The 14,788-nt window shown below is 53.7% G+C and carries 13 protein-coding genes and 2 pseudogenes; 9 read left to right on the top strand and 6 right to left on the bottom strand.

Features of this window, described 5'->3' with window-relative positions; translation table 11 throughout:
- Positions 1-116 precede the first annotated feature (116 nt).
- Positions 117-755 carry a hypothetical protein gene (locus tag JMJ04_RS08950; RefSeq protein ID WP_201370188.1) on the top strand — a complete coding sequence of 213 codons (639 nt, stop codon included), beginning with the start codon at positions 117-119 and terminating at the stop codon, positions 753-755.
- A gap of 300 nt (positions 756-1,055) precedes the next feature.
- Positions 1,056-1,265 carry a hypothetical protein gene (locus JMJ04_RS08955; RefSeq protein WP_201370189.1) on the top strand — a complete coding sequence of 70 codons (210 nt, stop codon included), beginning with the start codon at positions 1,056-1,058 and terminating at the stop codon, positions 1,263-1,265.
- A gap of 82 nt (positions 1,266-1,347) precedes the next feature.
- On the opposite strand, the gene JMJ04_RS08960 is transcribed toward JMJ04_RS08955, so the two are convergent.
- On the bottom strand, positions 1,348-2,451 hold the full coding sequence (locus JMJ04_RS08960) for an aminopeptidase (RefSeq protein ID WP_201370190.1): 1,104 nt from the start codon (positions 2,449-2,451) through the stop codon (positions 1,348-1,350).
- Between the two features lie 426 nt (positions 2,452-2,877).
- Here JMJ04_RS08960 and JMJ04_RS08965 point away from each other — a divergent pair, with 426 nt between their 5' ends.
- Positions 2,878-3,207, top strand: a complete 330-nt coding sequence (locus JMJ04_RS08965) for a hypothetical protein (protein WP_007913050.1) — start codon at positions 2,878-2,880, stop codon at positions 3,205-3,207.
- The gene (locus JMJ04_RS08970; RefSeq protein WP_201370191.1) at positions 3,204-3,617 is read left to right on the top strand and encodes a type II toxin-antitoxin system PemK/MazF family toxin; all 414 of its coding nucleotides are present in this window, start codon (positions 3,204-3,206) and stop codon (positions 3,615-3,617) included. The genes JMJ04_RS08965 and JMJ04_RS08970 overlap by 4 nt, the downstream gene beginning before the upstream one ends.
- Positions 3,618-3,674: 57 nt before the next feature.
- Here JMJ04_RS08970 and JMJ04_RS08975 read toward each other — a convergent pair whose 3' ends face one another.
- The 5 genes from JMJ04_RS08975 to JMJ04_RS08995 all read right to left on the bottom strand — a co-directional run bounded on the left by JMJ04_RS08975 (position 3,675) and on the right by JMJ04_RS08995 (position 10,632).
- Positions 3,675-5,630, bottom strand: coding sequence for a DUF6909 family protein (locus tag JMJ04_RS08975; RefSeq protein ID WP_201370192.1), 1,956 nt, complete (start codon positions 5,628-5,630; stop codon positions 3,675-3,677).
- A 248-nt stretch (positions 5,631-5,878) separates the two neighbouring features.
- A complete protein-coding gene (locus JMJ04_RS08980) occupies positions 5,879-7,468 on the bottom strand; it encodes a WD40 repeat domain-containing protein (protein ID WP_201370193.1) in 1,590 nt (529 codons plus the stop codon).
- 24 nt (positions 7,469-7,492) lie between these two features.
- Complete coding sequence (locus tag JMJ04_RS08985) at positions 7,493-8,026, bottom strand: RNA polymerase sigma factor (RefSeq protein ID WP_201370194.1); 534 nt, start codon at positions 8,024-8,026, stop codon at positions 7,493-7,495.
- Between the two features lie 154 nt (positions 8,027-8,180).
- The gene (locus tag JMJ04_RS08990) at positions 8,181-9,014 is read right to left on the bottom strand and encodes a TRM11 family SAM-dependent methyltransferase (protein WP_201370195.1); all 834 of its coding nucleotides are present in this window, start codon (positions 9,012-9,014) and stop codon (positions 8,181-8,183) included.
- A 232-nt stretch (positions 9,015-9,246) separates the two neighbouring features.
- On the bottom strand, positions 9,247-10,632 hold the full coding sequence (locus JMJ04_RS08995) for a hypothetical protein (RefSeq protein WP_201370196.1): 1,386 nt from the start codon (positions 10,630-10,632) through the stop codon (positions 9,247-9,249).
- A 227-nt stretch (positions 10,633-10,859) separates the two neighbouring features.
- Here JMJ04_RS08995 and JMJ04_RS09000 point away from each other — a divergent pair, with 227 nt between their 5' ends.
- The 5 genes and pseudogenes from JMJ04_RS09000 (at position 10,860) to nuoE (ending at position 14,762) form a co-directional block, all read left to right on the top strand.
- Positions 10,860-11,213 (top strand): NADH-quinone oxidoreductase subunit A, encoded by a 354-nt coding sequence (locus JMJ04_RS09000; protein WP_201370197.1) that lies wholly within the window; start codon positions 10,860-10,862, stop codon positions 11,211-11,213.
- Between the two features lie 59 nt (positions 11,214-11,272).
- Positions 11,273-11,728 (top strand): annotated as a pseudogene (locus JMJ04_RS09005) (NADH-quinone oxidoreductase subunit B); the annotation flags it as partial.
- A gap of 529 nt (positions 11,729-12,257) precedes the next feature.
- A pseudogene (locus JMJ04_RS09010) lies at positions 12,258-12,719 on the top strand (NADH-quinone oxidoreductase subunit C); the annotation flags it as partial.
- A gap of 367 nt (positions 12,720-13,086) precedes the next feature.
- A complete protein-coding gene (gene nuoD / locus JMJ04_RS09015; RefSeq protein WP_374226807.1) occupies positions 13,087-14,247 on the top strand; it encodes an NADH dehydrogenase (quinone) subunit D in 1,161 nt (386 codons plus the stop codon).
- Entirely contained in the window at positions 14,244-14,762 is a 519-nt protein-coding gene (gene nuoE / locus JMJ04_RS09020) for an NADH-quinone oxidoreductase subunit NuoE (protein WP_201370200.1), read from the top strand. The genes nuoD and nuoE overlap by 4 nt, the downstream gene beginning before the upstream one ends.
- Positions 14,763-14,788 lie beyond the last annotated feature (26 nt).

The following is a 14,788-nucleotide window of genomic DNA, read 5'->3' on the forward strand; positions in this document are numbered from 1 at the left end:
GAAAGCCCGGGGTTACGACTCACAGATAGCATATTAAACAATTTATTGATAGAATAAAGGGAAACTTCCCACAAAGCAATAAGTAAACCAGCTTCTATCCATGAAGGATTAACGATATGGCAACTTACGCGCAAATTCAGACCTATGCAACCTATGAAGATCAAGAAGACTTCGCAGAACTCCTGACCCGCTACCAGGACACGCTGAAAGAGTTGGGGTGCGACGACCAGGGCGTCCTGGCATGGCTGGACGAGATCACATGGCCCGAGAGCGAAGAGGAAAGCTTTGGCGATATCTATCCCGCTACCTTTACCCTCCTGCCTGCACACAGCGAGCCCATTACCTGTTCTGGTATCGATGTCTCACTCTACCCAAATATTGGTGCGCCAACCCTGGATGAGGAGCCACAGCCCTGGATTGGCATCAACTTGCAATTTGAAGACGAAGCCCTGCTCACAGAGACAGGAGCGACCTATAAACCAGAGATCGGAGCTGGCATCTGGCACATACTGCGCGTCCTGGCAAAAAATTTTCCCGAACTGGGCGTCTACTTCACAGAGGAGTGGCAGGAGAACCGCTCCTGGCGCTCCATCGTCGAGGAGGCAGGCGACCCCTGGGCCTTCGACCTGGCAATCTTCCCTCGCAAACTCGCCACATATTTCGAGGCGATCCCTGCCGGCTATGAAGGTACCGTTACCGACGAAGGCTTTGGCTTCGCCCAGAGCAATCGCTGGTCCCCCCTCCCCTGGAAATAATCAGATTAATTGCAACGGGGAGTATGGAGACCCTGCCAGCCGAAGGCTGGCAGGGTCTCCATACTCCCCGTTGCAATTAATAAACTCATATGTCACAAAATCAAGGTTCCAACGTCTAGTGTATTAGAGAGAGAAACCTTGATTTTCTTTTTGGTCTTATCAAACGCTGATTTTTTTAACTGGCAGCTATTTTTCTCGTCTACCTTATCGACATGTCTTACCTTCATTGGCGAAGGAACGCTTGCAAGGAGCGCAAGGGGGTCATGAGGTGAAGTCAACACAAGAAGGAAGGACACGCATATGCAGCAGGACGTTCTACAGGACTTTTTTATCTATGTCCCAACACTCGACCGCGTTGACGAAACCCTCACACAGCACGCCACAAACACATCAGAAGTTGGGGAGAAGCTGAAGGGGTTAGCGATGGACAAAAAGTGGCAGAAAATCGCGCTGGCAGGCCAGCTGATAATCTACGCTAAATTGCCAGAGGAAGAGGCCAACTGCGCATAGTCCCCATAGAAGCGTTCATATGTATTGTAAGGTATATGGTGGTGCCCTGGTTCTGCCAGGGCACCACCATATACCTTATTCATTAGATGAGAAAGTGGCCGTTCTCGTAGCAGAGTTCGCCATCGGCATAGACCTTGCCTTCATGGAGGTCGCATACAAGATCCCAGTGGAGGGCCGAGTCGTTGATGCCGCCCGACTCGGGCAGGGAGGCTCCTAGAGCCATATGCATGGTGCCGCCAATCTTCTCATCGAAGAGGGTATCGCCCGTGGCCTCTTGAATCTGGTAGTTGAGGCCAAAGGCGGCCTCGCCCAGGGTGCGCGAGCCAGCGTCCATATCCAGCATGGCGCTGAGGAAGTCCTGGCCACGCTCGGCGCTGCTCTCAATAACCTTGCCATCTTTAAAGGTCAGGCGGATTCCCACAACCTCATTGCCATGATAGAGCGAAGGATAGCGGAAGTAGACGGTTCCATTAACCGAATCTTCGATAGGGCCGGTAAAGATCTCGCCGTCAGGGAAGTTCTCCGTCCCGGCACAGTTGATCCATTTACGTCCACCAGCGCGATAGGTAATGTCGGTCTCTGGGGCCACGATATGAATCTCGTCGTGCCGCTCCAGGTACTCAGCGATACGCTGCTGCTCCTCGGCAATCTTCTGCCAGGCCGCTACGGGATGCTCCTGCTCAAGCAGGCCAGCGCCATAGACGAAATCTTCATACTCACTCAAGGACATACGTGCGTCCTGGGCATGGCCATGAGTAGGGAAGAGCGTGCCACACCAGCGCACCTTGCCACTGGCGATACGCTCCAAAGAGCGTTTTATTAACTCAGCACGTGCTTCATTACGTTTCGCGATCCGTGTGGGATCTATACGGCTACGCGCGCGTGTGTTCTCCTCAGCCCAGACGGTAAGCACGGCATCGAAATACTCGCCAGCATAGCGGTCATACTCGGGAATATGGGCAAGTTGTTCTTTATTCGCCTCTTTTAAGAGAATTTCGCCGAGTCCCGCAAGGCGAATGCTGGGTATGACCTCCAGTGCGCCTGCACGCAAGGCCTCGCGATAGACAGCGCGCACCAGGGGTGCTGCCACATCTGGAGCCTCAATTGAGAGCTTATCTCCGGGCCGTATCTTCAAAGAGTAGTTAACCAGCACACTGGCCAGTTTCTCTAACCTGGGATCTGTCATAAAATAATTCCTTCCGCTAACAAATAAACCTCGTGATTCATACGAGCAACCTCATCTTCAAGTTGTATAGGAAATTTGTCCGGCTCCGCTTACTGTTTTTCTAGAACGACTCGACTAGCTATTGTAGCATCACTTTAAAGGCTTTCTATACATGACTTTATAAATAAAAGCGAACATGCTTATAGACGCATTAGTAGACGGAGCTGTTTTTAAGGAAGCAAGGAGGTGCAGATTTATGTTGGCATGCCGATAAAGTAAAGCAAGAAAGCTCTAGAAGCTTTACGAAAATACCGCAAAACTACAAATCCCTATTATTAGAATTCCTTATTTTTCTCAGCAAACCAGATCCAGATTTATTGACTTTTGCTTAGGCGACAAGTACAATAGAGAGAGTAAGACGTCGTGTACAGACCAGGAGGCATCTTCATGGCTATTGCGCATACCGACTTTTACCGTCATGAGAACCTCGTTCGCAAATCCATTCAAATCCCCTCAACACAGCACAAGGAGCTCAAAGCCCTTGCAGTTGAACTAGACTCCTCACTAGGAGATGTAGTGGAGACTATCATGGAACTCATGCGCCAGGATAATTATCAGCAGCTCAAATCAGCCATTATTCAGAAGCGCGAACGCGAATTATCTTCCTCACTTAATTACTCCCTCGACGAAGCCTACGCTTATCTTGGTTCCCTTCCAGAAACGCTAGAAGACGCCCAGTTCTTTTTTGAGGCCGGGCATGAAGGTATGGTTGCATGAGCGAAGAGGCCAGGCATGTCCGGGCCAGCCCCAGAACGTATGATGTGCAGCAAGTAGATTACCCACAACCTCGCCGAGGCGAAATATGGGATGTTAACTGGTCGCCCGGACGTGGAGCCGAACAACAGGGCACACGCCCGGCTTTAATTATCCAGAACGACCGTGGTAACGGCTCAAGAAATTATCCGCTTACTATCGTCGCCTCCATGAGTCGCACGGAACGCGAACTGCCATTGCATGTGCGTATCTCCCCTAATGCAGAAAATGGGCTGACCGATTACACGGATGTCAAATGCGAACAACTGATGACGATTGAGAAATCACGTCTCTTACGCCGCAGAGGCGTCATCACCTATGAAGAGATGCAGCGCGTCGACTACGCACTCAAACTCAGTCTCAGCATCTCCTAAACACAAATAAAGCATAAAAAAAGAAGTACGGCTAGGCCGTACTTCTTTTTTTATGCTTTAGGATACCTTGCTTCCTTCTTCGGTGGCCTCGAGTGAGACGACCTGGTGGGGCAGGGGGCGCGGCATCTTCTGCCGCTTCAGGTACGCGACCTCGTGCTCAAGGATACGCTTGGTAATGGCAATGGTAGTGGCGTAGGTCGAGTCCATGCCGAAGTAGGAGAGACTGCCCGCGCCCAGGTTCTTGCCTCGCGTGTAAGGTGTATCTGAGGCGTAGTGTAGCAGACCCACTTCATAGGGGAGGCGCGCGAAGTTGATGTTCTCGCCTACCGGGTAGCGCGTGAGGTACTGGTCTTCATAGACGGCGTTGAGGTAGGGGCCGCTCTCCATCTCGACAACGGTGTAGTTGGCGCGATAGTAGAAGTCCAGGTACTGACGGTTCTGCAGGTAGGTACCCTTGGCCGAAATGGCCTTCTGGTTATCCAGCACGGAGCCATAGATCAGGTAGGGCTGGACATCGTGCGCCGTAAAGCAGTTGTCGAGCCAGTACGTGTTCTGGCTATGCTCGTCCAGCACAACATTAGAAATCATGACATCGCCGATGCTACCATTGAGCGTCGCAGCCTTGCCCAGGATATAAATGCCACGTAGCTGCGCCAGGTTCTCCATGATCTCGCGCATCATCCGATAGGCCGCCATGCCCAGGGGATAGTCGATATTCAAGATCAAGGCCTGGCTCTGGGCCAGGTAGTCCAGGTGTGGCATACGGCAGCGCGGGTCGATCTCGCCTGGATGTAGTTTGGAGAGATCGAAGATCTGGGCATCGATCTCTACCCCATGGCGCGCATCCACGCGATAGATGCCTCGCGCTCGCTCCTCCTCCTCGCGCTGGCTCAGGAACTCTTTGCCTGCGGGCGTATTGACCCACTCGCGGCCCGCGAAGTAGAGGAAGTTATGCCAGTTGCCCGGAACTTCGCCCTCCTGCAACTTGCGGCATTCCGCGTTCAGGTAGGGATCGTTGCCTTTGAGGGCAAAGCGCGTTAGCTCCTCCTCGCGATTGAGCAGGGAGCCGGAGAGGACGTTCACCATGCTATGGGTATTGCTGGAGACGAAGTAGATTGGGCGATTCTGCACGTTCAAGCTCTCCAGCACATCTTTGACCGGGTTCCACCACTGGCGCGTGGCGCGGACGTAACCTACATGCGAACCACCCAGCATGCGCAGGCGGAAGTTTTTGCGCTGCTGACCCATACTCAGCAGGGTCTCCCAAAGTTGATCGCCCCAGATGACCTCCAGGCGATTCCAATCGTCGGGCGCGATATGCAGGCGCTCGCGTAGCACTTTGCTGATCTCGGCGAAGACCGGAGAGCTACGATCCATGCGCGTCTCCAGCAGCTTGATCGTCGTCGGGTCCTCGTTGATCAGGTAATACATCTTGTTCCATTCGATCTGGAAGGCCACCAGCACAGGTACGATATCATCGGTGTCACTGACGCTGGCGACGTAGGCCGCCAGAGTCTCCTTGCCATCATAGAACCACTTTCGGCGCCTGGCCGAGGCCGTGACAGCCTGCCAGCTATTGACCGGGAAGTTATGCTGCACAAAGACATCCTCAGACTGCCCCAGCAACACCAGGTTACAGTGCAGGATGGAGATTGGCAGGCGCAGCACACTATAGATGAATGCCGACATATCGGGCTGTGGCACGCGCGCATCGGGGTGCAGGATTGAATCAATGTTGTAGTGCGCCTGCATCAGGGCCTTCAGATTAACCTCTCCGGAGCTACGCAGCATCGTATTGTAGGTGCGGATGTATAGCTCAACATCACGCTTGCCGGCGGCATGGAAGCGCTCGCCGTACTCAAGTGAGGATAGGACGGCGATATGGTTGCGCTCGTTTAGGACTTCGTCGATTCCGTGTGTCTCTTCTTGCATGGGGATGTGTGTCTCTTCTATCACTTCACGTCGCTGAAACTGTTCACTGTACTCGTTGTTCTCTCGTGTCTTCCGTGGCATAGCGTTACTCTCTTTTTCTGGGGGACTTCTTTCATCCTATCTATTACCGTAATGTTTCCAATAATTATACTCGCCAGGCAATCTTATTGGTAGGGTAGCGGTACCGCCTGAGCCTGCGCATCATCTAAGCACAGCTTTTCCCGGCAAAAACTCTTGTTTTGGGTAGTCATTGCCAATAAAAGAAGCAGGGTGGAGGCTGCCGGACGCGTCCGGCAGCCTCCACCCTGCTTCTTACTCAATACGCGCTTCTATTTAGCGGGAGTTTTCCACACTTTTATATAGACTGTATCGTTATTCGCTTTCTTGTCTGGTGGCAAGCTCGAACTATTCATACTTGCGGTGGCAATGAGAGTATCGTCGGGCGACCAGGTAACGCCTCGCATCTCCCCACTCTTTTCCTGGTAGGTGTAAATGGTCTGCCCATTCATAGGATTCCAGATCTCCACCTTCTCTATGCTGATCTGGTTCCCTTCATCCGGTCCACTCGCAATCGTTTGCAACCCGCTTTCAACCATGGCAATACGCTTACCATCATGCGACCAGGCGAGGTACTGCCCACTAACAGTCGGTGAGAGCGTCATGATGGGTGTACCTGTTAACGCTTGCCAGACCTGAACCTGAGGCTTAGTCTTGATCTCCCCAACGGTATTATTTCCAACCTGGACATCCATACTTACGGCCAGATACTGGCTATCCGGTGACCACGCTATCCCACCCATTGACCCATAGCCTTTCGCGTGAACGGTATTAATGAGACTACCTGTCTTTGCATCCCAGACACGAACAGTTTCATCCCAATTTTGTGAGAAGGAGGCCAGGTATTTGCCATCTGGCGACCACAACACGCGATAGGGATCGTCAGTATGGCCAAACAGCCTCTTAACTACTTCCCCTGTATGGCTATCCCAGATGAGAATTGGATGATCCTGCGGATCACGAGAGTTATTGATCAGGTGGCCCAGATTGGTGGCAATATACCTCCCATCTGGTGACCAGGCCAAGCTTGTTATGACGGTAGAACCGCTACCACTATGAGGAGCCAGGGGCATCAATAAGCTCGTGAGCAAATTTCCCGTATACACCGTCGATTGCTTTGGACCAGTAGCTAGGACCTTGCCAGTATTCGCGTCTATAATCTGTACAGTATCGGTGGCGATAGCAAGGCGCTGGCTGCCATCTGGCGCCCAGGCAACGTTTTGAACAGGAGTTCGCCCTCCACCAGTAGGATGATAGGTGACCTCGTTTTTCCCGGTCGTGGCATCCAAGATATGCGCGTCATTTCCCACCAGGACGATGCGCTTGCCATCAGGAGACCACTGCAAACCCATAATAATGTTGTCCTTCACTTTATAGTTGTAGACAACCTGGCCGGGATGAACTTGTGTGGGTTGGTTCGTTGCTTTAGGTATCGCAGTAGCATGTGGAGAGTCGGGATTCCCTCCCTGTGCTGAGCGCGCCCGGTAGAGTACGGTAAGCAGGCTACCTACGACCAGGGCTGCCACCAAAACGGCGGCGATGAGTGTGAAAGCTCTCCGGGTGGAGGAAAAGCGCTGCTGGCGTGGCACACCCTGCGTCTTGTCAGGCATGCGTGATGAAGGTATATGCATAGGGATGACCTTCCCTTCGTTATTCAGAGATCGCTGCGAGCGATTGCGGGCGCGAATATGCTGCCAGGCGTAGTTGAGCGATTGCGCGTCGGCCTGGGCATCCACCTGGTGGAGCCGTTGTAGATCGGCCACCAGTTGCGTGTTGGGTTCATTGGATTGAGCCTGCGCCAGAGCTTGCTCGATCTGCTTATCTATGTCTTTAGCATTGAAATGTTCGTTCGATGTAGCCATAGTGCCTATCCCTTTTAGTACTTCTCATTTGTGCTTCTCATAGATGGAGCGGAGGGTATTGAGCGTACGCGAGAGCAGCATGCGTACTGTACCCTCACGTTTGTCGAGGATGCGCGCGATCTCCGCGCTACGCAATCCATTGACAAAGCGCAGGTAGAGTAGCTTACGTTGTAGTTCTGGCAACCCCTGCACATGTGTCCGCAACAGGGCGTGACGCTCTGTGCGCATGGCGTGTTGTTCCGGCTCCTGATCTTCATCGAAGTAGAGCGCATCCGCGACCTGTTCTATGGGCGATACCTGGCGGCGCTTCAGACGACGATGCAAGTCGACCGTCTTATTCTGCGCCACCCGCCACAGGTAGGCTCGCTGTCTCTCTATGGGCACATCCTGAAAGTTTTTCTGCTCAAGCGCCGCCAGGAAGACATCAATGAGCAGGTCCTCGGCATCCTCACGCGTCGGTGTATGCATGCGCAAGTAGGCAAAGATCTCCTGAGCGTAGCGCTGGTAGAGTTCAGCTGCGAAGGCGTCATCCCCAGCTGACGACAAATGTTGTTGCATGGTTCCGTCCTACTGTAGTTCTTCTCGCTAGCGATTTCACTGCATATGTCGCTCAAGAGTTAAAAACGCCACATAGTTATTTATATGGTAAGGGTATGTGATGATACTGGGTTGGCGGAGTCAACCCAGTATCATCACATACCCTTACCATATGTTACTGTTTTTGGAGGATGACGATGTACTGGTGGGCGATGTTGGGGATGTAGGCGAAGGGGTAGCCGTAGGGGCGCAGGCGTGTTCCGGTCTGGTACCAGATGATCTCGCCTTTGGGGATCAGGCCGTGGAGGCGAGCACGGCGCGCCAGGTCGACGTGGGTAAAGATGTACTCACCATGCTGGTAGGCATCGCGCACGATGATGACCATGTATTTCCTGGGCTTCAGGAGGCGGGCACACTCTTGAAAGATATGCTCCATGGCCTCTAAGTAAGTCTCATAGCTGGGCATGTTGGCGAGATCGGCGGGATCATCTGAGCGCATATCGTAGGTGGTGCGCCGGCTGGCGTGCTGGTTCGCCTTGCGCTTGCCCGACATGGTCTGGGTCATGTGAATATTGTAGGGGGGATCGGTGGCGATAAAGTCAAAGCTGGCGCTCTCCATCTCGCGCATGAGGGTCAGGCAGTCGCCATGCAGCATAGACTGGGGCAGCAACTGGTCCTGGTTCTCTTCCAATACACGCTGGTAGATCTCTACCCATTGCGAATTAATCTCGATCCCCAGGGCCTCGCGGGGTTTGATACAGATCGAGGCACCTATAAGCGTTCCGCCGACGCCCGCGAAGGGGTCGAGGACACGTGCGCCTGGCTTGGTAAAGAACTCTATCAACTGGCGCATGAGCTGTGGGGGCTTGTTCGCGCCGTGGGCCTTGCGTAGGTGATGACTATATTCTGAGGGGTATGAGGTCGTCAGGATGCTACGAGTAAAGTAGACCCATTCGGCTCCGTTTAACTCGTTGAGTCCGTTGCGCGATGATACATCTTGTTTCTTCATACACGCTCTTCCCCATATACTTACTGTATAGATCTATGCTCAAAAACAACACTTTTTCTCTCGAAATCATGCGACTAATTACCTGCGCAAAACGTAAATTTATAATAGGAGGTGTCACTAAAACGCGGGGTCTCCCCATGTCCTGCGTTTCCCCCTGGTGATGCCTTCTTTTCACGTAAAAGTATGTAGCATGAGCTGTGCTGGATTTTGTTCCTTCTACTTGTAAGATTTACTAGCGCCAGATGAGTAAGTCGTCGTTACCAGGCGAAACAGGGTCTTCGTTGGTGGAGCGTGTGCGCCGCCATTCGCAGCGTACCTCGCCGCTCTGTAGCAGGTGCTGCATAACGCCGTCATAGTCGTTGAGCGTGAACTGACCAAAGTATTCAAGCATGGCCTGCTGGCGTAGATCGGGCCAGCGGCGCACGCGCTGTCCTCGCCCCAATTGGATGATGCGCTGCGTTAACTGCTCCAGGGAGGCTGCATGCCGCTCCTGCTCCTGGACGAGAAACCACTCCTCGGCAAGCACACCATCATGGATCACGGCATAAAGACGCCGCCGGTAGTCACAAAGCGCCTCATTCATATGTTGAAAGCTGTCCTGGCGCCTGGTCGCAAAGAGCAGGGTCGAGGGTACATACTCCATCCAGGCTGGCCCCACCTGGACCGGTAACGCGAGTCGTTGGATGGGCAGGCTAAAGTGGCGCTTCATGCTCAGTATAAACAGCTTAAGAAAACTATCTATGGCCTGCACACGCTCAGCTTCGGCACTGAGGAGGGTCTTCCAGCGGTCGGTGCGCAACAGATTGGTCAGCTTAAGTCCCACCTGTTCGTCACTTCGCGCGGTCTGGAGACAGGCATCAATCGCTTGATGGGGAAGCCAGAGGAGGAGTTCCGTGGGGGCGGTACGCTGGTAGATCTTGAGTAAATCTTCATTGCTAAAGAGCGAAGGCGTAAAGGGATTAAGCAGAAATATGGCTGGCGAAGGCTCAAGCTCACGCAGCAGAGCAGCGCCACCATCCAGCCAGTTGCTGCGCAGGACACCACCATCCTGGGGCAGCGTCTCTTGCGTTGTATGGGCATTCTGCCTGGAACCGCTTAGCAGCAGGCCATAAAGCGAGAAGGGTGGCTGCTCCTGAACAAGTTCGCGCGCTAGAAGCGAGATGGGGAGCAGGGCCTGTGGCAGCATGAGCACATCTGGCTCTTTTTTGCGCCGCTTCTTCGAGCCATTGCCATTCTCAGCGTGTTCAGGCATTGGTACAAGTATCTGCTCGCGCGCGTTAAGCCCCAGGGCATCGACCCAGTAGCAGCGCCGGAAGATGCGCGTGGCGGCAAGGGCGCGACAATATGCCGCTACATAGTCATGCAGCAGCCAGTGGCGCAGCGTCGCCAGGATCTCTCGTTCATTTGGCCTGCGCGCGCGTTTGCGCGGGCCATTCCCGCTTATCTGCGTCCATACGTCCTTATTCGCGTCGTTGCTTTCGATGTTGGCCCAGAGGTTCATTTGATATATTTTATCATGTTTAGGCGAGTGGAAGTAGACATCCCTTTCGCGCCTACGGCGCTCAAGGAGTAAGAAGATGAATGTGCAGGTCCGAGGCCAGAGGCCTCGGACCTGCACATTCATCTTCTTACTCGGGGGGAATAGTGCTATGCGCTGGAATAAGAAGTAGCCGCGCACGCCAGTAGCGGGCCTGTAGCCGCGTACGCCGGTATGGGCTTATTTGACACACCTGTAAGACTGTACTACAATAGATGCTGAGGAAGTGTATTTTTGACACTAGTCGATGCATTTTTTTCATGCAATTAGTGCAGCTATTAGAAATTGAGAAATTGAAGGTTCCGCATATGGGATCAGCACTCCCCATTTTTATCTTAGTAACGCTTGCGATCCTCTTCGGTATTCTGGTTATGGTGGTGACCAACGTGCTTGGGCCACGCAAACCCTCGCCGGAGAAGCTCGCGCCCTATGAATGCGGTATTCAAGAAATTGAGCCGCCCAAGAAACGCTTCCCAGTCAAATATCTGTTGACTGGTATGCTCTTTATTGTGTTCGACATCGAAATTGTGTCGTTCTATCCCCTCGCAGTCCTGCTCCACCAGCTACAGCTTTTCGGACTCATTGAACTGCTCGTCTTCCTGGCGATTCTAATGGTGGGCTATGTCTATGTTTGGCGGAAGGGAGCTTTTTCATGGGAATAACCAATCCCTGGGAGCCGGTACAGACCTACTCCAACACGCAGACACCACGCGAGCTACCAATGCATCAGAAGGATGGTAGCTTTGGCGTGCTAACCACGCAGGTGAGCAAGATCTTGGATTGGAGCCGTAGCTCCTCGCTCTGGCCCGCGCTCTTCGGCCTGGCCTGCTGCGCCATTGAGATGATGTCAACCAGCGCCAGTCGCTTCGACCTTGCGCGGTTTGGAGCCGAGGTCTATCGCGCCTCACCACGCCAGGCTGATCTGATGATCGTCGCTGGACGCTGCTCAGTCAAGATGGCTCCTGTGTTGCGCCAGATTTATGACCAGATGCCAGAACCAAAGTGGGTCATCTCAATGGGAGCCTGCGCCTCCTGCGGTGGCGTTTTCAACAATTACGCCATTGTACAGGGAGTAGATAAGATCGTTCCAGTCGATGTCTTTATCCCAGGTTGCCCCCCTACTCCCGATATGCTGTTGTTCGGCTTCAATGAGTTGCAGCGCAAGATTCGTGAGGGCATTCCCAATCCACCTGATCCTTTGAAGGATAGCGGCCTCAAGCTCGTCGGTCCTTCAAATATGGAGGCGGGTCTGTAGGGTCAAGTTGCGTTTAGTCCATGCAAGCATGGACCCTACACGATATACCAATCTTGATAGCCTGCCTGAGAGAAGGTAGCAGCGGCACGTTCTTCTTAATACGAAAACCAATCCCCCATTCGGGGACAAGCGCGCTCAGGTTTTCGAGAGGAAGTTCATACAGAAGAAACGAAACACAAGCGAAAAGTGGGGGCCAACCAGTTTCTGGTTAGCCCTCTTTGTGCGCAAGGGCGGTTATTTCCAGTATCGTTTCCTTGCCCTGACGCCGCAGGTGTAAAGCGCGACTCGTGTCGCCATGGACCTGGCTTTTAGCTCTACGTTCCCCTACGACCTGCGGCCTATGTTGATGATCTTTAACTAATTGCTTTGGTAATGATTGCACTCACAACTTGCCATATTAACTGGTTAAAGTCCCATTCAGTGTTCGGTTACTTTTTTAGGAAGTTATTTTATGGTCATAACAGCAGCTTCGACAGTGGACGTTGTGCGGGAAAAGTTTCCGCAGGCCGTGCTCGAAACCGTTGAACACCGTGACGAGCAGACAATCATCCTCGACCCAGGCTCCCTGGTCGAGGTCTGTCAGTTCCTGAAGGCACAGCTCCAGTACAATTTTCTTGAGACGGTAACAGCGGTTGATTGGCCAGAGCGCACACCACGCTTCGATGTCGTCTACCAGCTTCTCTCCATTGAACACCAGTGTTTTATCCGTCTCAAGGTGCGTGTGGGTCAGCGACGCGAGGCCCATCCAGAGGTTCCCAGTATTACGAGCGTCTGGGCTGGCGCGAACTGGTATGAGCGCGAGGTCTACGACCTTTTTGGGATTACCTTTGCGGGCCATCCCGACCTACGCCGTATTATGATGCCTGAGGACTGGACCACTCATCCTCTGCGCAAAGATTATCCCATCTCGGGCTTCGAGCTTCCCGAGCCTCACTGGGGTGGACAGGTTCCTTATAATGTCGATCCCGGCGTTGGCGATTACTATCAGCAGTCGCTACGCTCTTCCGAGGGTCGTCAGTTTAATGAGGGCCGCACTCAGGTCAATCCTGGTCAAGAGCCAGGCACATTGCCAACAACAGAAGAGGCCTAGATCAGCTCCATGACCTTGTACGAAAACCAACACCGCTCTCGCGGCTAGCGCTCACGCGCTCAGGTTTTCGGAGAGGCACTAAAGAGGACAGCTTATGCAGCAAAAAGAGAAGACGAGTACACCGCTAGCCGGGTACTCCTATACCCTTGATGAGGGGCAGCTCCTCGAAGATGGCCAGCGTAACGATACGATGACCATCAACATGGGGCCTCAGCACCCCAGTACGCATGGCGTATTGCGCCTCGTTCTGACCATCGAGGGTGAGACCGTTATTAAAGCCGTACCTGATATCGGCTTTCTCCATACCGGCATTGAGAAGACCGCCGAGGTCAAGTCCTACCATCAGGCCCTGGTTCTGACGGACCGCATGGATTACCTCGCGCCGCTCAATAATAACCTGGGCTATAGCCTGGCGGTGGAGCGTCTCCTGGGCATCGATGACGAGATCAACGATAAGATTAAGTACACACGCGTCATCCTTGCTGAGCTTCAGCGTATCGCGAGCCACCTGGTCTGGCTAGGAACCTCGGCGCTTGACCTGGGCGCGCAGAGCGTCTTCCTCTACTGTTTCCGTGAGCGCGAGATGATCCTCGATATCTTCGAGTTGATCTCAGGCGTGCGTATGATGACTAGCTACATCTGCCCCGGTGGTCTACAGGCCGAGCTGCCCAAAGGCTTCGAGGCGAAGGTACGCGAATTCCTGAAGGCCTTCCCGGCACGCCTGCAAGAGTATCATGACCTGCTCAGCAATAATCAGCTCTGGCTGGAGCGCACCCGCAATATCGGCATCCTGACACAGGAAGATGCCCTGGCTTATGGCGCCTCGGGTCCGACCCTGCGCGGTAGCGGCGTGGTCTGGGATATCCGCAAAGTCTTCCCCTACAGCGGCTACGAGAAGTTTGACTTCGACATTCCAGTCGGCTCCACGGGCGATGTCTATGATCGCTACATGGTGCGCATGCTGGAGATGGAAGAGAGCCGCAAGATCATTGAGCAGGCGCTAGAAGGTCTGCCCACAGGTCCCTACCGCGTCCAGAACAAAAAAGTCACACCGCCACCCAAGTGGCAGATCACCGGTAGCATGGAGGCCCTGATCCACCACTTCAAGCTCTTCACCGAGGGCTATCGTCCACCCCAAGGCGAGGTCTTTGTGCGCACCGAGGCCCCCAAGGGCGAGCTAGGGTTCTATATGGTCAGCGATGGCGGCCCCAAACCCTATCGCATGCATGTGCGTGGCGCATCCTTCGCCAACTTGCAGGTGCTCCCGCGCATGGTCGAGGGGACCTTCCTTTCGGACGTTGTCGCCGCCATTGGTAGCATTGATATCGTGCTTGGAGAGGTTGATAGATGATTTCAGAGAAGGCTAAAGAGCGCATGCGCGAGCTGGCTAAGCGTTATCCTGCCGCGCGTTCAGCGGTTATGCCCTCGCTCTATATCGCGCAAGAAGAAGAGGGCTATATCACGCGTGCGGGCCTGGAGGCTGTGGCCGAGGCCGTGGGTATGACGATCGACGACGTGGAGAGCGTCGCGACCTTCTACACCATGTACCATAAGCAGGCACCGGGCAAGAAGATCGTGAAGGTCTGCACCAGCATCTCCTGTTATCTGCGCAACTGCGATAGCGTGATGGAACACCTGGAGCAGCGCCTGGGCATCAAGCGCGGCGAGACCACCCCGGACGGCAACTTTACCCTCCAGGGCGTCGAGTGCCTCGCAACCTGCGGCTACGCTCCTGTTCTCCAGGTCAATGGGCAGTTCGTCGAGAACGTCACCCTTGAGAAGGCCGATGCCCTCATTGACGACCTTGAGCGCGAACTGAAACAGGGCAAACAGGTCAACGAGTCCAAGTCCGGTATCTCCCGGTAAAGGCACCAGTTACGAGGAAATGTGCA

Source organism: Ktedonobacter robiniae, assembly GCF_016587375.1.
Lineage (GTDB): Bacteria > Chloroflexota > Ktedonobacteria > Ktedonobacterales > Ktedonobacteraceae > Ktedonobacter > Ktedonobacter robiniae.

Coding starts and splice junctions, on each gene's coding strand:
- JMJ04_RS08950 (WP_201370188.1), top strand. CDS start 117: ATGGCAACTTACGCGCAAATTCAGACCTATGCAACCTATGAAGATCAA.
- JMJ04_RS08955 (WP_201370189.1), top strand. CDS start 1,056: ATGCAGCAGGACGTTCTACAGGACTTTTTTATCTATGTCCCAACACTC.
- JMJ04_RS08960 (WP_201370190.1), bottom strand. CDS start 2,451: ATGACAGATCCCAGGTTAGAGAAACTGGCCAGTGTGCTGGTTAACTAC.
- JMJ04_RS08965 (WP_007913050.1), top strand. CDS start 2,878: ATGGCTATTGCGCATACCGACTTTTACCGTCATGAGAACCTCGTTCGC.
- JMJ04_RS08970 (WP_201370191.1), top strand. CDS start 3,204: ATGAGCGAAGAGGCCAGGCATGTCCGGGCCAGCCCCAGAACGTATGAT.
- JMJ04_RS08975 (WP_201370192.1), bottom strand. CDS start 5,630: ATGCCACGGAAGACACGAGAGAACAACGAGTACAGTGAACAGTTTCAG.
- JMJ04_RS08980 (WP_201370193.1), bottom strand. CDS start 7,468: ATGGCTACATCGAACGAACATTTCAATGCTAAAGACATAGATAAGCAG.
- JMJ04_RS08985 (WP_201370194.1), bottom strand. CDS start 8,026: ATGCAACAACATTTGTCGTCAGCTGGGGATGACGCCTTCGCAGCTGAA.
- JMJ04_RS08990 (WP_201370195.1), bottom strand. CDS start 9,014: ATGAAGAAACAAGATGTATCATCGCGCAACGGACTCAACGAGTTAAAC.
- JMJ04_RS09000 (WP_201370197.1), top strand. CDS start 10,860: ATGGGATCAGCACTCCCCATTTTTATCTTAGTAACGCTTGCGATCCTC.
- nuoD (WP_374226807.1), top strand. CDS start 13,087: ATGACCATCAACATGGGGCCTCAGCACCCCAGTACGCATGGCGTATTG.
- nuoE (WP_201370200.1), top strand. CDS start 14,244: ATGATTTCAGAGAAGGCTAAAGAGCGCATGCGCGAGCTGGCTAAGCGT.